Source organism: Paenibacillus sp. J22R67 (assembly GCF_059692175.1).
The window spans coordinates 81,720-106,398 of record NZ_JCAUAX010000013.1; the positions used below are offsets into that span (position 1 = coordinate 81,720).

The window sequence follows — 24,679 nt, forward strand, 5'->3', positions numbered from 1 at the left end:
ATAAGTGAAAATATCCAAACCACATAATGTTGGCAGCGCATTTCGATTCGTGGTAGAGCTTGACGGACTGATCGTTGGAGGTTTTTCTGAGGTGACCGGCATGAAGTCGGAGACTGAGGTAAAGCCGTTATGGGAAGGCGGTGTCAATTCGCACCCCCACTACATGATCGAACATACGAAATACCCGAACATTGTGCTCAAAAGAGGCATCTCCAATTCCAGTGAGCTATGGGAATGGTACGATAGCGTTACTCAAGGTAAAATCAAACGAAAAAACGGCTCCATTATCCTGCATAATCAAGCAGGGACGGAGATGTGCCGTTGGAACTTCTTTGGAGCCTTTCCAGTGAAATGGAACGGACCGGATTTGAACGCCACCAGCGGAAGCGTAGCAATTGAGTCTATCGAGCTGGTACATGAAGGTTTGAAGACGATTTTTAAAAAGTAAGGAATACTTGAATCAAGGCCATAACTCTTAGGGGGATTGTTTATGAAATCTCGACAATCAAATAAACCCCCAGCGAAGAAGAAAAAGGCCAAGAAAGCTGTTTGGCAGACTTCGGTGACAAGCAGCAGCTCTGCAGGACGTACAGCAAGGGAATCGAATCTATTTGCGACCGGCATTGTGGGCAAATATGGTTTCTGGCGAAACAACTATTTAGGATTGTTAGCCCTTATTTTTAAGCAAAATGGTATGCGCAGCCGTAAACAATTAGCGGCGTTAACAGATCCGAATGATCGAGCATGGGTTATTCAGCTGGAATTGCTTTTACAAAGCTTGCAGCATCCGGAATCAGCACCGCTCATCACAAAGCAACAATCCATTCGTCAGATAGAGCAGCTTATGACGAATGCCGGGTATAAAATTCCGGCGGCCCAAGCGTTATCGCATAGATCTTCAAGTGCATCGGATGTAACTTCGGCTCATCTGCAAGCGCAACTGCCAGCTGAGAAGCCGGTTAAGAAAAAAGAGCGCAAAAGCAAGAAGCGACTCGAAGCTGAGTCATCCGTTAACCATATGAATCGTCCTGAGATGACCCCGGAATCCCTAAGTGAGAAAAGGGTCAAACCCGCATTAATTAATCACGTTAATAAAGGAAGCTTACCGTTAATTAACCGCTCGATTGGGCAGATCGCTGCATCGATAGGGATGGTTGGCAGCAGCCGGCGTTCGATGCCGGAACTGCAGTCACAGACGGTGAGCAGACATCAACATACAACTCAAAATGTAAACATACAGCTTAAAAACATTCACCTTTTTCATAGAAATGTCATTCGTGAAAAAGGTGATCAGCCTGCAACTGGCACTGGCTTAAATAGTTCATCTAAGACTAGTCATATTAACGTGGCTAATCATGTAGAGGCTATTCAACAAACTTCGCGTTTACTTGAACAGTTTCAAGAAGGCAAGTCATCTGTAGGAGCACTTGAAAAACAAGGCTCTGGTTCTTTTACTGTATCGAGTGCAAGGGCAGGTTCAGGTTCAGGTTCAGGTCAGCCTTCCGTTTTACAGGCAGCTTCGCTATTTTTGAATGAAGTAGTTCAGCCACAGTTGGTCAATAAGATGCAGCATCAACAGGTGTTTGCGGAGGATATTACGGCCATAAGCTCGCCGGCGTTATCCCGCAAAACGTTGCCAAAGCTTGGCGAAGGTCCCTTTTCGACATGGACGGTGCCGGCGACGGTGCAGTTCATCAATAGTTTGTTAGTAAGAAACGCTTCTCAGGAGGCTGCATTTACAATAGATTCAATGCCGACTTCTCCTAGAAGTGATAGGAGGATGGATCGTAAACCTGAGGCTTCAACGTCCAGAGGTTTCCTGGCAACGAGTCAAGCCCCAGTTGCGATTAATGCTTCTCGCTTAACGTCAACTGTACCCTTTGCTATGCACGCGACGACTAGTTTGAATGCAAGCGCTGAAGCTCGGAGAGGCGGGTTGAATTCGCCACGCGTGTGGCGTAAGCCACAAGGACAAGAGCAAGCGCGTATGGATGCTCAAGTTCAAGCGCAAGAGCAAACTCGCATCCAGGAACGTTTGGACATGCATGTGCTTGAACGCGAGAGAGTACGGATGCGGGAGCAAGAGCTGCAAGAACAACAAGAACTGCAGCAACTAGAGCAAGAGCAGGAACGAGCTAAAGAGCAAGAAAGAGTGCGTGCGCAGGAGAGTGTGCTTAATCAACGCGCCGCAGAGCTTCAGGAGCAATTGCAAATTTTGCAAGAGCGAGTGGAGAATCAAGGGGATGAAACTCAAAATCAGCAGGATCAAGCTGGAGCTCATTGGCAAGGTAGTATAGGTGGCCAAGAGCAAGGTGTCGTGCAGGAGCAGCAACTAGCTCAAGAGCAAGAGGGCTTGCGAGCGCGAGAGCAGCAGACAGTGCAAGGGCAAGAGAGAGCGCAAGAGCAGCAGACAGTGCAAGGGCAAGAGAGAGCGCAAGAGCAGCAGAGTGTGCAAGAGCAAGAGAGAGCGCAAGAGCAGCAGAGTGTGCAAGAGCAAGAAAGAGTTCGAGAGCAGCAGAGTGTGCAAGAGCAAGAAAGAGCGCAAGAGCAGCAGAGTGTGCAGGACCAAGAGAGAGCTCAAAATTCAGCACACACGGATGTACAGACGGAAGTTCTTCAGCAAGGATACGTGCAGCAGCCTGGGCAAGTGGTTGATCATGCAGCAGGTGATCCGGCGGTTAGACAGAGGAACGATGAGTTAAAGCAAGCTGGAGCAATTTCCAATGACGAGAAACTTACTGATGATGTAAGAGCAGCTAGCCCAACTATGCGAGCTGCGGGCAAGATGGAACAGAGTTCCGTAATGGAGCACGCTGTGCAGCCTGTCGCTAGTCGTGTGAGTGGACAGCGGATTCCTGCTATTTCAAGTCATGAAAGTGCGTCCAGAGCTTCCAAGCTTATTCATAGAAAGCCCAGCGCCATGGAAAATGGTGTAGAAGCTGCCTTGAAAATACAAAGCAATGAAAAATTGCTGCAGCAGCTCCTCCAAAAACAAAGACAGCAATCTTCTAATGATTCTATTGTTGGAAGTATATATACAAATCCTAAACTTATGACGATGCCCAAACCGCGAATGTTGCGAGGGGACAGTAGTCAGCGGAGACTATCGGATAGAAGTAGTGAAGCTGGTACAGCGCTACGGGGTAGTTCTCATGAAATGAATCATGGTGAGAACATACAGCCGATAAGTCTGCAAAGCCCAATGGGTAGGCAAATGGAAGGTTTTCGAGCCGGTCTACAGGCAAGTTCCGTCGTGCAAAACACTCAGCGGGTATTTCGATCCATTTCTAAGTTGGAGAAACAAGTAGGGGGAAGTCGATCTGAAGCGGGGAATATCGTTTCCTCAGCACAAGGCGTACACCAACCTTCAAACATAACTTCTGAGATATCTACAAATATAGCTAAAAAAAATGGAAATAGCTTAGCGAATTTAGTTTCGGCAAGTCCCTTCGACGGGTACCGTGCTAGTCTAAAAGCAAGCACGCGCCTCCAAGAGGCTGAGCGTATATTCCGCTCTCCAGCAAGCAAGGAACGAAGCAGCGTTAATCACGAAGATCGGGTAGCAAACCAAATGGCTGAGCTGGATGCTGATGTCGTGCAGAGCACTTTACCTTCAGCTGATTTAGCTTCTGAGATATCTGCAAAAATCGCAGAGTCCAGTATCGCGAAAATAGGCTCTATTTTTACCGTGATGGAAGCAATCAATGGCCAAAATAGACCGAGCAGCCGCATGGTCAGTGAAATTACAGAACATTCCGCTGAAGGTGCTAGGGGAGATCGGGTAAGAGGATCGAACTCTTTTGGACGGATGGTTGAAAGGATTTTCCGCAAACCGGCGGAGCAGCAGATACCCGATTCAGCGGTACCACAAGAACAAGCCAGACGCAGTCGGTTGACTGTAAACGCGAGTGAAAAGGGATCGAACAATTGGACACAAAGCAGCCTGTCTTCTGGAGGTTTTGCAGCTGAGATTGCTTCAAGAATAACGGAAAACAGCTTGAAAAACATGGGACCGAGCCTTGCACCGGCGGCAGCGGAAATCGGGATGCTGAGGAATAGGCAAACTGATGCAGTACTGCGGAAGCAGTCGTCAGTTTCTGCCGTCCAAGCCATTTGGAGACAAAGAGAGGGACAGTCTTCTCTGGATAGAAAAATGGAACCGGAAAGCAGCGACCGTACTGTATATGATAAAGAACTGATAGAATCTGTAACACCTGCAAGAGAATCATCGTCTGGAATCGCTCAGAGTAAGCCCTTAAGTATCGCTAGAGGAATAGCAACTTCAGTTCCAATGGTAGGTAGAACGACCAAAGCCTCGCCGGGTGAGGGAAACTCAGCTAGCCCAGGTCAAGTAAGGACGCTAAATTCGAATCTGATGGATACAAACAGATCAACCGAAGTTCATCGGTTGATGTTGATGGAAGCTGAGGCACGCGCGAAGCTACAATTGCAGGCAGGGAGCGCAATGCAATCGCGGAAGCAGCCTGCCACGGGAGCTAGGCGCGGTGCGCAAGTAGAGCATATTCAGCGGCAAACCATAGCCGCCGAAAGCGAACGCGCGCTTCGCGCGAGTTCTGGTTCGCTCCATCAGTCGGAAGCTGGCAGCTTCCTAACTGATTCTGCAGAGCGAACCATCAGAGCCCTGAGCGCGCTGGAAGAAGCGCGCGCTCAGGCAGAGCAGCCCGCTGCCGCTTCGCGGGCAGCGGCAAGAGCAGACGCGCGCACGACGCGCGCGTCAATGGCTCGCCAGCCCGCCAGCATGACACCACGTGTCATGCCGCTGCTGGCGAGCAGCGCAGGAGCGCGCATCGCTGCTCCTGCGGGAAGCGCTGCGGCTTCGCCAGCCGCAGCGGTAAACCTCCTGCCCGCCTACGGGGGGGGCAGTTTCACACAGGCGGCTGCCATTGGCAGAGCCGCCGCCACAACCGCTGGCGCTCAGCGCAGCGCCAGCATGTTGCTGCCTAACCGAGGCGGCAGCATCACGTCCGCGAGGCAGGAGCATTTAGCCTCGCAGCTGCCAACGTTGGAGCACAAGCAGGCTCCAGCGGCTCCTGTACCGAACAGCGCGCTGGCGGATGCCCCGCTGGAAATGGACTGGCTGCGCACCAAAGCCAGCGCAGATGATGCCCAAACCCCAGCGGCGCCGGTTCCACAAGCGCCGCCGGAGCTGACTAGCGAGCAGCTGCAGGAGCTCATGAAGCAGATCCCGCAGCTGGATGTCGCCAAGATTGCGGATAAGGTATTCCGCGAAATCGAGAAAAGAATGAAGTTCGAGCAGCAGCGACGTGGATTTTAACTTTTTACATAGAAGAAGAGGAAAGGACTGACACCTGTGGCACTCAAGAAAGCCATGATTATCGTAGACAAGGGAAACAGCAAAGAGAATGTGCAAGTTTTGTTTAATCCGGGTGAGTATACACTTGATACGACCAACAGCTATTCTTGGAATACGGTGCCGGGTCTGTCCATGCCTATCGGCCAATTCGTGAGTGGTGGGACGACCACGCTCTCCATGGATTTTTATTTTGACACCTACGAAAAAGGGACGGACGTCCGTGAATATACGAAGAAAATATCCGGTCTTCTGGATGTAGAAAAGGAACTGCATGCGCCTCCGATTTGCCGATTTGTCTGGGGTTCCCTAGACTTCAAAGGCGTTGTTGAAAAGGTGAATCAACAGTTCACGATGTTTCTCGATACAGGAGTGCCGGTTCGTGCCAAGCTGAAAGTTACCTTTCGCTCCTGGCATACGAAGAAAGAGCAGCTGCAGACCATTCCTCGCCACTCGGCGGACCGAACGAAGCAGAAGATGCTGAAGCAAGGGGAACAGCTCTGGATGATTGCTGCTCATGAATATGAAGATCCAAGCCTATGGCGGGAAATCGCCAAAGCCAATCAGATCGATAATCCGCTTAAAGTCGTAACGGGACGACGTATTGCTGTCCCAAGATTGGACTGATCGGATGGCAACTTTAAGCTTGGAATCAAGCACATTCACTTATGATGATTTAGCTAAGAAGTACAAAGAATTTTTCGCGCCAGCTTACTTAATTACGGTTGATGGGACGAAGCTTTCTGATAATATGGCCATTTCCACGATACGCGTGGAGACCTCAATTGATGGAACAGCGGATTCTTTTTCATTCCGAGTAACGAACGCTTACGATGTGATGAAAAACGATTTTCAGTGGCTTACTGAGTTTACTTTGGGGAAGGCCATCGACATTAGTCTTGGTTATGTGGATAAATTCACGCCCGTATTTACTGGATTTATCACATCTGTCGTCGTCGATTTCCCAGAAGACGGGGCGCCTGGTCTTATTGTACGAGGGATGGATTTCTCGTATTTGATGATGAAGGGAACGAAGTCCCGCTCGTGGAACAAAAAGAAATATAGCGATATTGTAGAGGAAATCGCCAAAACCTACGGCGCCAAAGTTCATGTGGATGCGACGACGACGGAATATCCGGTGATTGCCCAAAGCCAGATTAATGACTTTCATTTTATTCAAAATTTGGCCAATTTGGTTAACTATGATTTCTTTGTTGTCGGGAAGAACTTGTATTTCCGCAAGCCGCTTACTGAGATGTCGCCTGTATTGACGCTGGAAATGGGAAAAACCTTGCGCACGCTAACACTAGACATGAATCTTGCCGAGCAAATCACTAGCGTGAAAGTGAGGGCATGGGATAACAAAGAGTTGAAAGTGATCGAAGGAGAGTCGGCCACCATCTCGAAGCTTGGCGGTAATTCCAAGACGGGTAAAGATATACTCGCATCCAGAGGGGATTTCGTGGAGCATGTTTATACGAACGTTACCTCTGTAGAGGAAGCCAAAACGTATGCCAGTGCCTTGTTGAACAGACGGGCGATGAAGTTGACCAGCGGTTCTGGGGAATGCATCGGCATTCCGGAAATCAGGGCAGGGCGGTACATCAAGCTTGATGGTGTAGGCAAAAAGTTTGATCAGCCCTATTATGTGATGGGCGCTACACACCTGATTAATGATGATGGTTATACGACACGCTTTCAAATAGGAGGGAATGCCGTATAATGTTCAAACTTCCCGATATCACCCTAGGCGGTGTCGCCAACTTCGCTTCCCAGAAAATCGGCGGTGTTATGGTCGCAGTTGTGACTAACAATAACGATCCAGATAAGCTCGGGCGGGTGAAGCTGAAGCTGCCACTGCAAGAAACGGAAACCGAAACGGATTGGGTCCGCATTGCCACGATGATGGGCGGTAAGGAGATGGGCAGTCTTTTTATCCCGGAAGTGAATGATGAGGTACTAGTCGCTTTCCATCTCGGAGAGCTGCGTCAGCCTTTCGTGATCGGCATGTTGTGGAATCCGAAGAATAAGCCACCGACACCAGCAGACAAAAACGATCTGCGGATGATCAAATCTCGTTCAGGCCATGAATTATCGTTCAATGATAAAAGTGGTGACGAGAGCATCACGATAAAGACGAAAAAAGGTCAAATTATCGAGTTGAAGGATAAGGACGACAGCATTTCAATTGCGGATCAGAGCGGGAATAATAAGATAATGATCAAAGGCGGGTCGGCTAATGAGATTTCGGTTGTCAGCCAAACGTCCAAAATCACGCTTAATGCCAAAGGCGAAGTAGCGATTGAAAGCTCCAAAGAAATTAAAATTAAATCAACGCAAATTAACATAGAAGCATCAGCGACGATGGCACTTAAGGCAGGGGCTACGCTGGATTTGAAGTCGGATGGCATCATTAATATTAAAGGCAGTATGGTCAAAATCAATTAACGAAGGAGCGTGGACAGGTGTCGGAAGCATTTTTGGGGCGAGGCTGGAAATTCCCGATTCAGGTCGATCCTGCTACAGGGCGAATTCGAATGTCCGAATATGAGGAAGACATCGCTGAAGCGATCCGCGTTATTTTGGGCACCACACAGGGAGAACGTGTTATGCGTCCGAGCTTTGGCTGCGGCGTGCAGGAGTTTATTTTTGGCCTAACGGACGATACATCGCTGCATCTGCTGGAGAGCAATATTCAAGAGGCGATTCGCAATTGGGAGCCGAGAGTCCATGAGGTGGACGTGAAGGCTGTGCCAGAAGCAGATGATCCAGGTAAAGTGATGATTCGCATCTCTTATCTAGTCCGTACGACGAATAACTTGTTTAACCAAGTGTATCCTTTTTACTTATATGAAGGTTCTAAATAGAAAGAGGCAGCGGAAACGATGATGATACGTGCAAGAGAGGAGGTGGAGCTGAGCGATGCAACCTCCCAAAATTGATCCCAGAGATATACCAGATCTCATAGCGCAGATGAAGGAAATGGCGCCTTATTACACACCGGAATGGCGCTTTACGCCTGAGAACCCGGATCCGGGTTCAGCGTTATTCCTCATGTTCGCGGACATGTTTCATGACAACATCAAACGTTTGAACCGAGTGCCTACGAAAAACCTCATTTCGTTCCTCAACATGTTCGATGTCACGCTGCTTCCGGCGAGACCAGCTAGCAGTTATTTGACTTTCGCGCTGAATGAGGGGACGAAGGAGTCCGTGTATATATCGGCGGGTACGCAGGTTGCAGCTGCAGCCGAAGGCAGTCATATTCTGTATGAAACCGCCCGCAGCGCCCTGTTGACGCCTGCCCTGCTGACGGACGCTTACGTGACCAGCCGTAAACAGGATAAGATTATTCGCATCGCGGAGGAGTTTTTGACCGCATCCCGGCAAGGTTTGGCAGCCCCGACGGCGCTTTTTCGGCTGCAGGGCGATAATTTGCAGGAGCATGCGATCTTTCTGGAGCATAGCGCTCTCTTCACCTTGTCCAGCACGGCGCGGATTGAGATTGAATTCCGCAACTCCAAACGGCGGTTTGAAGAGCTTGCGCTCTCAAGCCAACTGGCTGACCCGCAATTAACCGAGTGGCTGTATGCCACAGCGGATGGATGGATGCCTTTTGACCAAGTAGCAGCTAAGGGGAATCGGGTTATTCTCTCGAAAGCACACGAGGGGGAACTTGCCCGGAAAGAAGTAAACGGAAGAGATGGCAGATGGATTCAGTGTCGTTTGAAGCCTCTTCTGCCCGGAGGGAAAACGTTGGCGGACAGCCAGTTATCCATGGACCATATTTCGTTCAAAACTGATTACACGGATTTGCTTGAACAAGGCGGTATTCAGCCGGACCTTATGTTTTACAATGATATTGCTGCGGATCCGAGCGGCTTCTATCCGTTTGGCGACCAGTTTGCACTGTATGGCACTTTTTATATCGGGAGCCAAGAGGTGTTCACGAAAAAAGACGGCGATATTAAGCTGAGCTTTGGGCTGCAAGCCATTGAGAACCGTTTTGGAGCGGAGCTAGCTGATCAAATCGATTGGAAAATGGTGATGAAAAAGTCCAAATTCGATAAGCCTCCTGTCATCCATATTACGGTGCTGCAGGTCGCTTGGGAGTATTGGAATGGTACAACTTGGGTGCGTCTAGAGGTAGGCAAAGAAGCGGAGAAGCTGTTTTATTACCCAAAGGAACAGAAAGTGCGTAAGGACATTAGCTTCCGCTGCCCGCTTGACCTTGAAGCTACTTATGTGAACGGCAATGAAAATCATTGGATAAGAGCAAGGATTTTGCATATCGAGAATGCCTACGTGGCGCAGGCGCTTTACTTATCCCCTTGGATCGATGAGGTCTCTATGACTTACGAATACGAGGATCGCCTTTACCCTGCTGAACGGTGTTTGGCGCTGAATAACACGGTGTTTGAGGATCGGACACGTCACAGCAAGCAGCTCGAAGGTGGCTACGAGCCCTTTCAGCCACTAGCAGGCAGTCATCCGGCGTTACATCTATGTTTCGATTCACCCCCTGTTAAAGGCCCGATTTCGCTCTATGTTTCGGTGAAGCAGCAGCGATTTGCTGAGCAGGACTTGCCTCTGCTGGAATGGGAGTATTTGCGTGCTGGTTTAATGCCGGGACATGCTTCCGAATGGGCACCTCTTAAGGTGATCGATGATACGAACGGTTTGACGCAGAGCGGGACCGTGCAGTTTGTTGGCCCTTCTGACTTTGCTGGTGAATCGTTGTTTGGCAAAGAGGGATTCTGGATTCGTGCTGTGAACCGTGACGATAAATATGATGATACGACAGGACGGATTCAGATTCCTACGCTTCATGGACTCTATATGAACACCGTTCAGGTTCTCCAACAGGAGACGATTATCGGAGAAGTTCCTGAGGCCAAAGGGCTGGAAGAACTCGAATACCAGCTAAGCCGGAACGGCATCGTATCGGAAGAAGTGTGGGTTGATGAGACGGAATTCGTTACAGAAGAAGAGATTGCTGAGTACGAAAGAGCTGGCACACCGCAAATGGAAATTAGCCGAGATTCGGAAGGCAATTTGCTGCAGCTGTGGGTTCGTTGGATTTCCGTACGACAAATGGCGGATTCAGGCAATAAAGATCGCCATTATATGATCGATCGTACATTTGGCCGCATCCGTGTCGGCGATGGCGTCCATGGCATGCATCCGCCAAAAGGTGGATTGGCGCAGCTTAAAGTTACCTATCAAGTGACTTCGGGGCAAGTAGGTAATGTAGGTGCGCGTGAAATTAATCAGATGCAGGATTCTATCGCATTTGTCGGTGAAGTGTATAATCCGGAGCCGGCCTCTGGTGGCTGCCAAGCCGAGAAGCTGGAATCTGCCCTAGAGCGCGGGCCTGAGATGCTAAAGCACAGAAACCGTGCGGTTTCGGCCAAAGATTACGAATGGCTCGCGCGCGAAGCCTACCCGAACATCGCCAAAGTGAGCTGTATCGCCAATCGAAACGCTTATATGAAAAAAGAGATCGGCGCCATGACTCTTGTCATTTTGCCAAAAGAAGGCCAGCAGGGAAGCCTTGCGTTTCCTGTGCTTAAGAAGCAAGTTGAGCGTTATATCATCGAGCGCGCGTCGAGTCTCGTGGCTTTCCCGGAGCGGCTCCAAGTGATCGAGCCGGTGTATATGGAAATTTCCGTTTCGGCTATCGTTGCTGTTGAAGGCATGGATGCTGTCGTCATGACGGAAATACAGGCCATGGAGAAGTTGAACCGCTTCTTGGATCCATTGATTGGAAATTTTGACGGCAAGGGCTGGGCTATCGGCCAGCAAATTCACCCATCTGTCTTTTATGCGCTGCTGAAGACGATTCGAACGATCAGCCATGTAGAGAAGCTCTACATGACGGTCTATAAGCTGGAGGACGGCGAGCGTGTTGAGCTGGATGTGAACCGACTCCCGGTGCTCCCGCACGGCATTATTGTGAGCGGCAAGCATAAGGTGGTCGTGAACGCTTTGTAATAATTATCTAAGGAGGTGAGCACAAGTGCTGCCAATCCCTAATTTGGATGACCGAATGTTTGAACAGATGGTGATGGAGGCGCGGAAGTCGATTCCTAAGCTGTTTCCCGAGTGGACAGATGAAAATGAACATGACCCTGGGATTACGCTGCTGGAGTTGATGTCATGGATGACCGAGATGCAGCAGTATTACTTAGACCGCGTAACGGAGAAAAATGAGCGGAAGTTCCTGAAGCTGCTCGGCATTCGCCCGCGAGAAGCGGTGTCGGCTGTTTGTGATGTGGCATTTTCAAACGTGGATCAGCCGCTTGTGCTTCCCAAAGGGACTCCGCTGCAAGCCATGGATCAGCGCTTTGAGACGACTCGCACGGTACAGCTCGTACCGTCGACATTGGAGAAGGTGCTGGTGCGCACAGAGACGGCAGCTGGCGATTTTACATCGAATAACCAGGCGAAGATTGCTTATTACGCTTTTGGATCAGATGCGATTGCAGGTGCACATCTCTATCTAGGGTTCGATCGTGCACTGCCAGTGGAAACAGAGGTTTCCTTAGCTTTTCAGCTGTACGATCGTTATCCAGTCCGTGTAAGTCATCGGCAGGATGCGGCAACGCCAGTCATTTCATCTGCGAAGGTGGGATGGACGTTCGCTGGAGCAGGACAAATAGCAGAGCAGGGGCAGCGTGGACAAAGCGAAGGATGGCTGCCTGTTGAAGCTGTGAGCGACACGACGGTTCACCTGTCACAGAGCGGTGAAGTGCGTTTCCGCATTACTTCTGAGATGAAGCCAATGGCGCTCTATCCAGCTGATGACCGCAGCCGCTACTGGATCTGCTGTACACTGGAAGAGGACGGTTACGAGCTTCCGCCCAAGATCGAGAAAGTAAGCCTGAACAGTGTGCAGGCGGCAGAACAGGAAACTTTCAGTGAAGTGACGGCATTTAGCAGTACGGGAGAACCTAATCAGCGTTTCGAGGTCAGCTCTTATCTCGCCTTTGGTGGGCTGCACACCGTGCAGGTGCAGAATGAGCAGGGCCGCTGGCTCGACTGGCACATCGTCGCTGAGCTGGAGGACTACGGACCGGATGATCTCGTCTGCCAGCTGCTGCAGGATTCGGCCCGCCGTACGACACGTCTACGCTTTGGCGACGGGGTGAACGGCAGCATCCCGCCGCAAGGCGCGCAGCGGGTGCGGCTCATTGCCTACACGGCCGAGTTCGACTACGGCCGTTATGTTGGAGGCAGCAAAGGTCTGCCGGGGCAGACCTTTGAGGTCGCTCGCGGCCGCACGTTCAAACCTAGCAGCATGTTGCTGCAGGTCGGCTATTGGCCGCGTGGGGGAGGCAGCGTCGTGTGGGACGACTGGCAGTCCGTGGATGACTTCGATAATTCGAAGTCCACGGACCGGCATTACGTCTACGACGCTGAGGCTGGAACCATCCGCTTCGGCAATAACGAAGCGGGGCTTGTCCCGCCCAAGTCGGTGGAACCGAATATCCGGTTCCTGGCGCTGCAAGCGGGCGGGGGCGAGCGGGGCAACGTGAAGGACGGCCTCGTGACCGGCTTCACGGAGGAGCCTGGCGTGAGCGTGACGAATCCGTTCCCGGCGCGGGGCGGCCTGGAAGCGGAGACGCTCACGCAGGCGAAGCTGCGCGTGCGGCGCGAGCTGGACACGCCAACAAGAGCGGTGACCGGCGAGGACTACGAGCGCATCGCGAAGGCGACGCCGGGTCTGCGCGTCGCGCGGGTGAAAGCGATCCCGCTGTACAAGCCCGGCATGCGGGACTATCCCAAGGTCAAGGCGCCAGCGCAGATGACCGTCGCGGTCGTGCCTTATAGCGAGAGCGATAAGCCGAAGGCGAGTAAAGGCTTTTTGCAAACGATCAAGGGGCATCTGGATCGGCATCGGCTTTTGACGACAGAGCTCCACGTGATTCCGGCGGAGTATATCAAAATCACGGTTCACGCCGTGGTTGTCATGGAGCCGAAGTACAAAAACGAGCAGCGCCGCATTACCCAAGAGCTGAGAATCCTGCTCCAACCGATGGATCATGGTCAGGGCTCGGAGGGCTGGCGTTTCGGTCGAACGGTGTACAAAGGCGATATATACGGTGTTATTTCCCGGATCAAAGGTGTAGTCTATGTGCAGGATCTTTGGCTGGATGCCGAAGGCACTGGTTTTCACAAGGATGGCGCCGGCGATATTCATATTCCGCCTTATGCGTTGGTTTACTCCGGCAATCATGAGGTGGAGACGATTAGCCAGATGGATTTATAGCGCTTCACAACAGAAAAGAGGTGACGAACGATGCAGGATGGACAAACGTTTTTTTCATTGAACAAACCGCTCGATTGGGAGCAGGGCTATGAGGCTAACATCGATATGCGGGAGCAGGGCTTTTCGATTAAGCAAACAGAGAAGTACAGCATTCATCGCATCGTTCGCACAGACGAGCTGGAAGGCATACACCCGATTCATGAGATGACGGTTGGCGCTGGAAGGAAGCTAATTTTGCTGGACGAGGCCTCGAATGTGTGGATTTATGATGATCAAAGCCGCCATCTCGAGTCGTTATTTCGGCATGGGCACGGGCTGTTCAGTCACCAAGCGAAGCTGGCCTCCATGTCCGATCTTCTGGTCATTGCGGATAGCGAGCAAGCGACTGAAAGAAGAATTGCTGTGTATTCCCTCTCCAATGGACAGACCATGTGGGCAGTTGATGCGTGGCAGGGGCTAGAGCTGTTCCCCCTCTCAGTCAATTCCAAATTAGCGACGAAGCATACCTTTTATACGACAGTTCCTTTGGATATTGCGGTTGGTATGAATGGAAGTCCGGAAGTTCCCAAAGGCGGCAGGATTGGCATCCTTCAGTGGAGCTCGGCAGGCGAGGTCGTGCGTGTATATGAGCATGACATGCACCGCATGGAAGAGGCGGTAGATGTTTCAGCACTAAAAGGGCGGTATTTCACTGCTGCTGCAGATGGCACTCTGGCTTTATTGGATGCACACCTCAGAACCGTAACCGTGTTCCATGAGGATGGTCGGGAGCCGCTGCATTTTAAACTGGAGCAGGAAGGGCGCTTTGCTGGCATTTCCATTGATACGAATCATAATCTCTATATAGGGGACAGCGGATACGCACAGCAAGAGGGGGTTACCGAGCGGTTTATTCTCAAATATCGCGGAAATGGCGAGTTTTTCGATAAAGTTACGAATTTCCGTGGTCGAGCGGACACGCTGGTGCATGACAGCCGGAATCGGCTGTACGTGTTTGACCGGATTAGCGGTCAGGTAAGCTTACTTGATCTTCGTGCCCGGACGATGCTGCTTGAGGGTACTCAACTGCCGGAGGCGGTATATTTCTCGGGAGACCTGGATACGACAGAAACTGAAACCCAGTGGCACAAAATACGACTCGAAGCCGATATTCCAGAGGAGACGCAGGTTCGCTTTTCCTATTTTGCCTCGGATGAAAGTGAAGGGCTGGTAGATGGCGACTACGTAAACTATACAAGCTACCTGACGGATCCGGATATTGGGGTGCGTGAAAAGCTGGCAGCTACTCGCGATTTGTGGTCAGAACCGATTCTCAATCCAAAGGATGCGCTGCTGAATGCGAGGGGCCGTTATCTCTGGTTCAAAATGGAATTGATCGGCAGCGAGCAAAAGTCGCCGTACATTCGCAAGCTGCGCGTGTACTACCCTAGAACATCCTTGATTGACTATCTGCCGCCGATCTATCAGCAGGATGAGGAGCACAGCCCTTTTCTGGAGCGTTTTCTAGGGATGTTCAGCACGTTTTTCGATGATATGGAGGATAAAATCGACCATATTTCCGCTCATTTTGATCCGGATGCGGTAACTGGCACTTATCTCGAATGGTTGGGCCGATGGCTGGCGATTACCGATCATGAAGCATGGGGCGAGAAGAAGCTAAGGGAATTGATGAAGCAGGCTCCTGAACTGTATAAATTGCGCGGTACTCGCGAGGGCTTGATTAACATGCTGAAGATTTATACAGGTACGGAACCTTTTTTACTGGAATATTTTCAATTCAAACAGATGCAGGAGACATCGGAGTTGCGGCAGCTTTTTGCCCAATTATACGGGGATAATCCTTACTGCTTCTGCATTATGCTGGGGCCCGAAGTGGTGCGTACCGACGCGCAGCGACTCACGATCGAACAAATTATTGAAGACCAAAAGCCTGCTTACACCGAAGGCAAACTGATCGTTCTGCAGCCGTGGATGTACGCGGATATGCATACGTATCTAGGAATTAACACTTACTTATCTGAGCCTACGTTATTAACGCTCGACCAGCGTTCCTCGATGCCTTACAACACGGTGCTGATCGATGTGGATCGCGATAAACGCATGGATATACATACCCGGTTGGAACTGGATTCCGAAATCGAATAAACGAAATGAGCCTTGGAAGGTGAGGGGATACTTATGAAGAAAACACGCTATTACCCGTTTGAGCGCAATCGGTATTTCTATGGAAAGCTGCTGACGGTCAGGGATTTTGAGTCCGAGCAAAAGTATTTCAATGACAAGCGCAGAATGATGAATCGTCTCCTGCATGGGTCTGGTGTACTAACGGGTCTGCAAGTTGTCGCTGTTGATGAGAAGTCGGTTTCAGTTGAAATGGGAGCTGCGATCGATGCGCTTGGCCGGGAGATTGTCGTCCCTTCCCCCATGACGTTGAAGCTTTCGATGATGGATGGGTTCAGCAACAACGAGTATGCGAAGAACGTGTACCTCTGTATTGCCTATGACGAAAAGGAAAAAGAGCCCGTTCACGCCGTAGCTAATTCCTCCGTTCGATCGGATGAAATTAATGATTATAACCGCGTGCTTGAGAGCTATCGTTTATTTATTCGTGAGGATGCGCCTGAACCTGCGAAGCTGCCTTTGGCGAATTTGACAGACCAAACGATCGTACTCTACCAGGATGCGCATGTGCGCGTACTTCAGACAACACCTCGTTATGTGAATCCGGGTCAGTTGTTTGAGATGAAGCTGCGTTTTGAGAAGACGTTGCGAGTAGGCCGGATTTCTTTCCAATATGCGCTTGCAGCTGACCGTGTAGAAGCGATTGACGGCAACTCGATCTTGTTCGAAGAGCCGCAGGATGTGCAAGAGAGCGAATACGAAATGAGCGTGCTTCTACGTGCAGACAGCAGCGTTGGCGTGAAGGCGACGATTGGTGTGGTGGGCAGTACAGCCGTATTGAAACTTGACGATAAGCAGCTCGAACTGCAGCCACAATCCGTTGGCGAAATTCAAGTTATCGGCGACGCCGTTCAGGAACGTTTGATGACGGATTTTGTGAAACAATCGTTGGAAGCATCCTTGGAAGCACCGTCGGAGCCTTGCATTTATTTGGCCAAAATCTGCCTCATTCAAGTGGGGCCGACTTATGTCATTGAGAGTGTTGAGCAAGTGCCGTTTGGCGAGTATGTGTACAATTCATCGGTGATGTATCGACTTGCTAGAACGAACGAGTACCGTGACGAAACGTCTGGTCAGTTTGTGACGAAGTCCAAAGTGAAAACATTGGCGCCGGGGCAGCCTCCGGAGTTTAAGGTCAATTTCAATAAAGCGATTAGCGAGCTTTCGTTTGATTTGGGAATTCCGGCAGGTGGCGGAAGCGGCATTGCCGGCATCGTGAGCGGTGTCGTGAACATTCCGGTGGAGCCGTTCACGAAGATTTCGGTGTCGCCCTTCGGGAAGGCGACGAAGAGCTTTTTCTCCGGCGAGATCGTGCACGGACTTGGCGAGGGCAACGTTTTGATCATCACGAGCCTGGAAGAGAGCAGCGAGGATGCTTTCTCCGACATACTGTCCAGCGGGGAGCGCGTGTATGGCGGGGCATCCGATGTGTTCAAAGGCACGGAGTTTGAGCCGGACGCGCCGGAAGTGAAGATTGGCACGATCGCCTATCCGCAGAAGGGCACCTTCCGGATTGGCGTGAAGGTGCAGCAGACGTCTGAGCCGTCGAATGTGCGCGTGCGCTGGTGGGCGTACAGCGCTGAGATGGCGAGCGCGGTTTCCGCTTCGGCGGGGAGTGACTCGCTGGACGAGGCGCTGTCCGCGATGCGGGAGGCGGCTTCGGCTGGTAGCGGAACGGAGTAGCGTGCAGGGAATGAGACAAGGACCTCTGGGAGGTCCTTGTTTTTTTTGAGGTTAGGGGAGATGGCAACTGGAGTTACTTTGGCCATAGTGGAGCAGCGGAGGGAAGTAGCGGGAGAAACCGGCGTTAATTACAAGTAATCCATCTACTCCTGAGTCCAGTTGCAGGGAGACGCTCCATTTAGGTGGTTCGGCTGAAATAGATGGAAAATTTACCGTTATTCTGCGCTGTTTGATGGCAGGGAACGAAATAGCAGTAGAAACCGTAGCTAGAATTAGACGTGGACAAGACGTTAAAAAGGTTTAATAATGGTCTTATTGAGAGAGGTGTTCGGAAGTGGCAGACAAACGACAACGATATAGTGAAGAGTTCAAAACAGGAACGGTAAAGATTATCCAAGAGCAGACAAAGAGTGTGGCGGAGATTGCAGAAGAACTGAACATTCCAGCTAGTAGCATTCATAATTGGCTTTCACAGTATAGGAAGTTTGAGCAAGAAATCCTGGAAAATCCGGATATGATCCGTCAACTGGAGCAAGAACTGAAAGAAAAGGAACAAGTGAATCAACAGAAAGAACGGGAAATAGCAGATCTTAAGGAGGAAATAGCCATTCTAAAAAAGGCTCAGCACATCTTCAGCAAGCAAAGGAACTGAGGTTCCAATTCATTGAAATTCATCGTTCCGAGTTTCGAGTTGAGAAGATGTGCGAAGTCTTGCAGGTGTCTAGGAGCGGTTTCTACAAGTGGTTGAACACAGAACTCAGCGAACAAGCGATACGTAAAGCTTTGATCGTGGAGCGAATTCAATACCATTTCAACGATTCAGAAAAGCGGTATGGCAGCCCGAGGATTACCCAAATGCTTTTAAAGGAGAAGATTCAGGTCGCTGAAAGAACCGTAGGCAAATACATGAAGGAATTAGGATTACGCTCAAGTGAATCACGCCACTAGAGTGGCGTTAATTACAAGTAATCTAGCTACTGCTGCGCCCAGTTTCAGGGGGACGCTCCAGTTAGGTGGTTCAGCAGCATCAGATGGAAAATCTACCGTTAATCTGCGCTGTTCGGTGGCAGGAATTAGATTAATGGTAGGAACTCCATTTAAATCGGCGGTAGCTACCCAAAATCTGCTAGATTCGCTGGTATTAGCGGTAGAAACTGGAGTTAATTGCGAAGCTAGCTTCTCTATCAAGCTCATCCAGTCGAAACAGAGCTCGGAGCCCCCTGAGCATTAGCCGCAGCATGTATTGCTTTATCTCCCCTACGTACCCTACCAAACACCAAGTAAAACACAACCCAAATCACAAAAGACAAACCAGCTAGCACTAAACTAATATTGCTAAAAACAAAGCCGGAGGAATAACGATACAGCGGATTCCAGCCCAGCTCACTACCCAGATCAACGGCTTTGCTGTAAACACCAATAGCGATGCCTTGCGCAATGAAGTTGACCATGGCGAGCATGCCCATGCCGACCCCAACCTGCTCCGCTTGCAAGGTTCTGGACACGGAGTTGGAAACGGCGATGACAAGGAAGGACTGCCCCACGTTGCCGAGAATCAGGAAGCCAGCAATCAGCAATGGAGAGCTCGCGGTGAAAATGGAAAGCAGCAAGAAGCAGCTCACTAATAAAGCGGCAGCCAAGTAAGCGACGAAGGAGTTGCCTTTGGCATCTGCAAGCTTGCCGCCTTTGCGCCCGAATATAGCCGCAGCGGCGGCGGCCGGGATCATCATGAAGCCGATCCAAATGGAAGGCAGCTTGTGAACATTGGCGAGTAGCAGTGGGCTGAGCACATAGAGAGAGCAGCAGGTGCCATTCACAAGGAAGGAAATCGTAAGCCCGAGTGTATATTGGGCATTCCCAAAAAGCTTCGGAGCAATAAAGGGGTCATCCGCCTTGTTGATTCGAACAAGGAACAAGGTCAAAGCGAGCAACGAACCGAGAGCAAGCCATAAGCCTTTTGATACGCTCATCAAAAGCAAAGCAATAGCGGCGGCGAGCATAACGCCGCCAAGCCAATCAAATGAGCCAGCGCCCCGAGGCTGCTCATCACGCAAATATTTGCGGTACAAAGGGAGTACCGCTAGAACCAGTAGCGGCACAGCGAACAGCCACCGCCAATGGACGGTGCTGATGATCAAAGCCGCTACCACAGGGCCAAGCGCGTTGCCGAAGGCTAGCCCAACGGCCGTCATGCCGAGCGCAGCACCCCTGCGCTCGGGAGCGAAGTAACGCAGCGGGATGATCATCGCAATCGCGGGAATAACGGCGGCGCCTGCGGCCTGCAGGCACCGACCTATGAGCGCCATCGCGAAGGTTTGCGAGGCCAGCCCGAGAAGGGAGCCGGCCGCGAACAGGAGAAGCCCGAAGGTGACGATGCTTTTCAGCGTGTAGCGGTCAGCCAGCTTTCCGTAAGTGACAGCGCCGATCGCGTAGATGAGAATATAAGCGGAGGACAGCCAGCTTACTTGGGAGAGGCTGAGCGAGAATTGCTCGCTAATTTTCGGCAGAGCAATATTGAACATAATGCCGGTCATCATGGAAATCGTCAAAGTGAACATCAGAACACGCATTAATTTGTTGCCGTTGCCGTTGCTGTTGCCATTGTCATTGTCATTGTCATTGTCATTGCCGTTGTGCTGCGTTCCACCCGCATTCGCAGACACTGTTGCGGGAGTTAAGCTATTCATGCGACAATCACGTCCTTTTCTATTTAAAATGACTGTCAGTACTGACTGACATCTGCAGGATAAAAAAACTAGGGCTGCAATGCCCTAGTAAAAACTTTTACACTCTCATGCACGAATGGTTCTAACCCAATACTAGAGTAATTCGTGCGACTGTCGAGATCGTTCATGAACGCACCGAATTGCATCATCATGAATGAGAAGGCATGAAGCTCCGGGTTATCGGGGATTATTTTGCCTTTCTCAGCCATCGTGGTGAAATAATCGGTTAGAAATTCGAGCAATTGTTGTGGATGTTTTTGGGTGCGCTCGCGGAATCCCGGCAGCTGTCCGTCTTCTTTCAGCGAGATCTGAATCATTTTCCGATTGCGATTCATGATTTCGTGATAGGTCTTCGTAATGAGCAGCAGGTCGGCTTCAAGCTCCCATACCAGCTTTTCGGCAAACAGCTTCTTCATTTCTTCCGCATAATGATAGCGGTCATAAGCAGCTTCAAGGAGCTTCTGCTTGCTGCCGAAATGACGAAATAAAGTCTTCTCGCTGAGGCCTGCCGCAGTGGCAATTTCGAGGGTGGTTACCCCATTGTAGCCCTTCTCTGCAATTAAATTGAGCGCTGATAAAAGCAGTTTATCGCCGCTGCCAATCTTGCTGCTGGTGCTGTTCATGGCAATCCCTCTTCCGAAACAATGTCAGTACTCACTGACATTATCTTAAGGGACATCGCTGAGAAAGTCAACCGAAGAATCCAATGAGCAGAATGCCAATTGTGATGAGAACGGAGCAAGTGATTCGCTTCTTGCCTTGCTTTTCTTTGAGGACGACAATGCCTAGGATGGTGGCAAAAACAGTGCCGATTTCCCGAATCGGTGAGATATGGGCGACAGGTGCATATTTCATGGCGAATAAAAACAACAAATAGGACCCCGGATTCAGTATGGCTCCGAGCAAAATAATTCGAGTATTCAGCTTCCATTCAAGACGCAGCTGCTTGGAAGCGATGACGATCGGCGTTAGCGCCGCAACGAATCCAATATTCGTCACTTCGAGCAAGGAGATCGCCGAAATATGCTGCAGATTTAGTTTATCGACGAAGACGTAGCAGGTTGTGCATAAGCCTACGCAAAGGGCCATCAGGAATGGCTTGATGTTTGAACGCGAGGCAGTTCCTGACCTTTTACCCGTGAAAATGCCGCTGAGAGCAAGGAAGCCAGTGACCATGAAGAGAAGCCCAAGCCAGCCGTATATCGATAAGGATTCCCTAAGGAACAACACGCCGACTATGGGAATGAATAAGGTGCTGGTGCCACGCATAATCGGATATATTTGGGACAAATCACCCATATTGTAGGTGCGTGCTAATAGCAGCGCATAGATGCTCTGGAAAGCTGCTGATAAGAGCAGTAGGCCGTAAGAGGATAATGATAATGGATGAAGCCATAATTCTCTGATCAAATAAGGAAGCAGGATCACGGTGGTCACCATAATGATTGACCAGAGGAAGACACTTTTGTTGTGGCTGCTTTTGGTGAATAAGCTCCAGATGGCATGGGTTAAGCCGGAAGCTATGACAAGTAAGATTGATACGATAACCAAGCCATCATCTCCAAACAATATCGGTAAAATTAATCGCCGGGTGTATGCTCAAGCTGTTCGCTTACAACCGTGCCATCGGCTAGACGCAGCCAGGTTTCGAAATTACGCTCCCCTTGGCGGAGTCGAATTATCCGTGCGCCGCGGGGGAAGCCTTCCTTGCCGTACGTGTTATACCCCGTGGCACGGCCATAGCAAAGCTCGATGCCATGAAGATTGCCGCGATAGTCGTTGACATGGTCGTGGCCGCAGAAGGTGCCGATGACATCGCCCATCTCTACCATGGCCGCGAAGAGGCCAGAGTTAACAGGCGCACAGCACACATTTTCATGTTTGCTGCCATAGCAAGTTTCTGTATCCCAGACCTGCTGATATTCGGGGAGCGGGATATGGAAGAAAGCGAGTGCAGGCATGGTTTGCCCATCATTTTCGGCGTGCAGCTTTCTCGAAGTTTCTACGTACCAAGCGATTTGGCTGTTACGAATCCAATCGTATCCATGGATATGCGGTACAGGCGATTGGTTGCCCGAGTCCAAAAAATAAAGTGCCGCAGCGGCTTCCCCGTCAGCACCTTGAATGGATAACGTATAGTTGCCTACGCCATGAATATCATGCGGGCCGCGCTCTGTCACGGTATGCGGTTGATCCAACACCGCTCGCATGAGGTCCTCACGCGTAATGATTGTTTCCGTATCATGGTTGCCGAATACAACGGCCCATGGAATGCCGCGCTTTTCTGCGGCGTGGACAGCTTCCCGAAACGCTTCCAACGGCTGTTCGCAGATAGGCTCGCCAGGAGTTACGTACCCGGTGTAGATGACGTCGCCTGTAAATACGACCAGATCAGGCTGTTCCGCATCCAGCACATCTTCCATCAGCTTTCGCGTTTGCTGATCGAGGGTGCCGCCGTCTTTCCAATGTAAATCTGTAAATTGAGTAATCGTAAAGGTCTGATCCTCACGAAAGAAAAGTTGATGCTTCATAAATGTAGCCCTCCATATTCTTTAGGGTTGTTGTTTTCATGTGGTTTTTTATTAAAATCTTGTTGTTTGTTGACAATTGTATCTCTGCTGCTCTAAAACTGTCAATGAATAATTTACATTTCATTTACGTTTCATTTAATCATAAGAATTGAACATGCCAATAAAAAAAGATGATTTACTATATGACGCATTCCACATACCTTTAAGATATACGCAATTTTTCTAGATATGAAGGGAGACTCCCCACGTGCCAAATGTGAAGTTTGAATTGCGCTGTTTGAATTCATTAGCCAAAGTGATTGCTCATCAGGAACCCGATTCCCGCTATACGCTAGAAAAGGCGACAGTCCTCAGGGGCGAGGTGTACTCGTTTCAGGTCGCTTACCGAGCTGAGCAGCTCGTCAAAGGATTGCGCCTCGAGATTGCGAGCTCATTATCTGATTCCATCACGATTCGGAAGGTAGGGATGGCGCCAAGTGAACTTACCATGTATGGGGATCACGACGGATACATAATCAGCGATCAGCCGGGGCTGTACCCAGACCCCTTGCTGCCTTTGGAGGCTGGCGGCGAGATAGCGCTCCCCAAGTGCTGGGGTTCATTCTGGGTAACCATCGATCTGCGGGACCAGCCTCAATCGGACGGTCTACATCCGATTGATGTTAGGCTGACGGCAGTGGACGGCGTTCAAGTTGGATCGCAGCGCATCCATTTGCAGATTTTAAGCGCTTCCTTGCCCAAGCAGAAGCTCATCCGCACGGAATGGTTTCACACGGACTGCTTGGCTAATCATTACCAAGTGGACGTTTTTAGCGAAGAGCACTGGAGACGAATTGAGCAGTATGTCCAAACAGCGGTCAAGCAGGGTGTAAATATGCTCCTAACACCGTTATTTACGCCACCGCTGGATACAGAGGTTGGCGGTGAACGTACGACTGTGCAGCTTGTGGGTGTGGAGCGGGATGAGCAGGCGTACCGGTTTGATTTTAGCTTGCTGGAAAGATGGATCTCGCTAGGGGAACGCTGTGGGGTTCACTATTATGAGTTCTCTCATTTATTTACGCAGTGGGGGGCGCAGTACGCTCCCAAAATTATAGCGACTGAGCAGGGGCAGTTGAAGCGGATTTTTGGTTGGGAAACAGACGCATCTGGTGACGCATACGGTCAGTTTCTGGAGGCCTTGCTGCCAGAGCTTGATCGCTTTATTCAAGAGCGGGGGCTTGGGGATCGCGTATTTTTCCATGTCTCCGATGAACCGACTGTGGATCAGATGGAGTCTTACCGAACAGCTGCCGGCAAAATCAGCAAGTTCCTAAGCCGTTATCCAACATTTGACGCCCTATCCGATTATGAGTTTTATGCGCATGGTCTAGTGAACACACCTGTCGTAGCTAACAATCATATCGATGAATTCATCAGCCGTGGCGTCGACAATCTATGGGTTTACTATTGCTGCGCACAGTATAAGCAAGTATCGAATCGATTTTTCGTGTTTCCTTCCGAGCGGAACCGGATTATTGGCTTTCAGTTATATAAGTTTAATATCAAAGGCTTCTTACATTGGGGATATAACTTCTGGTATTCACAGTACGCCCGTAAAATGTTGAATCCGTTCATCCAGACAGATGCGAATCGGGCGTTTCCTTCCGGAGATGCTTTCCTCGTCTATCCGGGGGAAGAAGGGCCGATCGAATCCATTCGGATGGTCGTCTTTTATGAAGCTTTGCAAGACTTAAGGGCGCTTGAAAGTCTGGAGAGCTTGATCGGCCGTGAGCGCGTAATCGCATTGATCGAAGAGGATCTCGACATGCCGCTTACGTTCAGTGAATATTCACAAGATCCGAAATGGATCATCGAGAAACGTGAGCAGATCAATCGCCTGTTAGTATCGCGTTGACAGGCTAACCTCCTGCTTATACACTAGATGAAAACAACACGAAACATCACAATGTTG

At 50.3% G+C, this 24,679-nt stretch carries 17 protein-coding genes; 13 read left to right on the top strand and 4 right to left on the bottom strand.

Annotation, left to right across the window (positions count from 1 at the left end):
• Positions 1–4: 4 nt before the first annotated feature.
• The 12 genes from AC58VC_RS32490 to AC58VC_RS32545 all read left to right on the top strand — a co-directional run bounded on the left by AC58VC_RS32490 (position 5) and on the right by AC58VC_RS32545 (position 18,416).
• On the top strand, positions 5–448 hold the full coding sequence (locus AC58VC_RS32490) for a phage tail protein (RefSeq protein ID WP_497375148.1): 444 nt from the start codon (positions 5–7) through the stop codon (positions 446–448).
• Between the two features lie 42 nt (positions 449–490).
• The gene (locus tag AC58VC_RS32495) at positions 491–5,296 is read left to right on the top strand and encodes a hypothetical protein (protein WP_497375150.1); all 4,806 of its coding nucleotides are present in this window, start codon (positions 491–493) and stop codon (positions 5,294–5,296) included.
• A 36-nt stretch (positions 5,297–5,332) separates the two neighbouring features.
• Positions 5,333–5,959, top strand: a complete 627-nt coding sequence (locus AC58VC_RS32500) for a CIS tube protein (protein ID WP_186456340.1) — start codon at positions 5,333–5,335, stop codon at positions 5,957–5,959.
• Between the two features lie 4 nt (positions 5,960–5,963).
• Positions 5,964–7,055: a phage late control D family protein gene (locus AC58VC_RS32505; RefSeq protein ID WP_497375152.1), complete on the top strand. Its 1,092-nt coding sequence runs from the start codon at positions 5,964–5,966 to the stop codon at positions 7,053–7,055.
• The gene (locus AC58VC_RS32510) at positions 7,055–7,780 is read left to right on the top strand and encodes a phage baseplate assembly protein V (protein WP_497375153.1); all 726 of its coding nucleotides are present in this window, start codon (positions 7,055–7,057) and stop codon (positions 7,778–7,780) included. Before AC58VC_RS32505 ends, AC58VC_RS32510 begins: the two co-directional genes overlap by 1 nt.
• Positions 7,781–7,797: 17 nt before the next feature.
• Positions 7,798–8,199: a GPW/gp25 family protein gene (locus AC58VC_RS32515; RefSeq protein ID WP_079410475.1), complete on the top strand. Its 402-nt coding sequence runs from the start codon at positions 7,798–7,800 to the stop codon at positions 8,197–8,199.
• A 55-nt stretch (positions 8,200–8,254) separates the two neighbouring features.
• The gene (locus tag AC58VC_RS32520) at positions 8,255–11,326 is read left to right on the top strand and encodes a baseplate J/gp47 family protein (RefSeq protein WP_497375155.1); all 3,072 of its coding nucleotides are present in this window, start codon (positions 8,255–8,257) and stop codon (positions 11,324–11,326) included.
• Between the two features lie 55 nt (positions 11,327–11,381).
• Complete coding sequence (locus tag AC58VC_RS32525) at positions 11,382–13,604, top strand: putative baseplate assembly protein (RefSeq protein ID WP_497375157.1); 2,223 nt, start codon at positions 11,382–11,384, stop codon at positions 13,602–13,604.
• A gap of 30 nt (positions 13,605–13,634) precedes the next feature.
• On the top strand, positions 13,635–15,749 hold the full coding sequence (locus AC58VC_RS32530) for a phage tail protein (protein ID WP_497375159.1): 2,115 nt from the start codon (positions 13,635–13,637) through the stop codon (positions 15,747–15,749).
• 33 nt (positions 15,750–15,782) lie between these two features.
• Positions 15,783–17,468: a hypothetical protein gene (locus AC58VC_RS32535; protein ID WP_497375161.1), complete on the top strand. Its 1,686-nt coding sequence runs from the start codon at positions 15,783–15,785 to the stop codon at positions 17,466–17,468.
• Between the two features lie 334 nt (positions 17,469–17,802).
• Positions 17,803–18,120, top strand: coding sequence for a transposase (locus AC58VC_RS32540; RefSeq protein ID WP_497375163.1), 318 nt, complete (start codon positions 17,803–17,805; stop codon positions 18,118–18,120).
• A gap of 65 nt (positions 18,121–18,185) precedes the next feature.
• Positions 18,186–18,416 (top strand): IS3 family transposase, encoded by a 231-nt coding sequence (locus tag AC58VC_RS32545; RefSeq protein ID WP_497375165.1) that lies wholly within the window; start codon positions 18,186–18,188, stop codon positions 18,414–18,416.
• A 242-nt stretch (positions 18,417–18,658) separates the two neighbouring features.
• Here the strand turns inward: AC58VC_RS32545 and AC58VC_RS32550 are convergent, their stop codons facing one another.
• From AC58VC_RS32550 to AC58VC_RS32565, 4 genes are all read right to left on the bottom strand, one after another.
• On the bottom strand, positions 18,659–20,038 hold the full coding sequence (locus tag AC58VC_RS32550; RefSeq protein ID WP_497375297.1) for an MFS transporter: 1,380 nt from the start codon (positions 20,036–20,038) through the stop codon (positions 18,659–18,661).
• A gap of 185 nt (positions 20,039–20,223) precedes the next feature.
• Entirely contained in the window at positions 20,224–20,817 is a 594-nt protein-coding gene (locus tag AC58VC_RS32555) for a TetR/AcrR family transcriptional regulator (RefSeq protein ID WP_497375167.1), read from the bottom strand.
• 67 nt (positions 20,818–20,884) lie between these two features.
• A complete protein-coding gene (locus tag AC58VC_RS32560; protein ID WP_497375169.1) occupies positions 20,885–21,745 on the bottom strand; it encodes a DMT family transporter in 861 nt (286 codons plus the stop codon).
• A gap of 29 nt (positions 21,746–21,774) precedes the next feature.
• Positions 21,775–22,725, bottom strand: a complete 951-nt coding sequence (locus tag AC58VC_RS32565) for a metallophosphoesterase (RefSeq protein WP_497375171.1) — start codon at positions 22,723–22,725, stop codon at positions 21,775–21,777.
• Positions 22,726–22,972: 247 nt separating this feature from the next.
• Here AC58VC_RS32565 and AC58VC_RS32570 point away from each other — a divergent pair, with 247 nt between their 5' ends.
• Entirely contained in the window at positions 22,973–24,622 is a 1,650-nt protein-coding gene (locus tag AC58VC_RS32570; protein WP_497375173.1) for a DUF4091 domain-containing protein, read from the top strand.
• Positions 24,623–24,679: the final 57 nt, after the last annotated feature.

Coding starts and splice junctions, on each gene's coding strand:
- AC58VC_RS32495 (WP_497375150.1), top strand. CDS start 491: ATGAAATCTCGACAATCAAATAAACCCCCAGCGAAGAAGAAAAAGGCC.
- AC58VC_RS32505 (WP_497375152.1), top strand. CDS start 5,964: ATGGCAACTTTAAGCTTGGAATCAAGCACATTCACTTATGATGATTTA.
- AC58VC_RS32510 (WP_497375153.1), top strand. CDS start 7,055: ATGTTCAAACTTCCCGATATCACCCTAGGCGGTGTCGCCAACTTCGCT.
- AC58VC_RS32520 (WP_497375155.1), top strand. CDS start 8,255: ATGCAACCTCCCAAAATTGATCCCAGAGATATACCAGATCTCATAGCG.
- AC58VC_RS32525 (WP_497375157.1), top strand. CDS start 11,382: ATGTTTGAACAGATGGTGATGGAGGCGCGGAAGTCGATTCCTAAGCTG.
- AC58VC_RS32530 (WP_497375159.1), top strand. CDS start 13,635: ATGCAGGATGGACAAACGTTTTTTTCATTGAACAAACCGCTCGATTGG.
- AC58VC_RS32535 (WP_497375161.1), top strand. CDS start 15,783: ATGAAGAAAACACGCTATTACCCGTTTGAGCGCAATCGGTATTTCTAT.
- AC58VC_RS32550 (WP_497375297.1), bottom strand. CDS start 20,038: ATGCGTGTTCTGATGTTCACTTTGACGATTTCCATGATGACCGGCATT.
- AC58VC_RS32555 (WP_497375167.1), bottom strand. CDS start 20,817: ATGAACAGCACCAGCAGCAAGATTGGCAGCGGCGATAAACTGCTTTTA.
- AC58VC_RS32565 (WP_497375171.1), bottom strand. CDS start 22,725: ATGAAGCATCAACTTTTCTTTCGTGAGGATCAGACCTTTACGATTACT.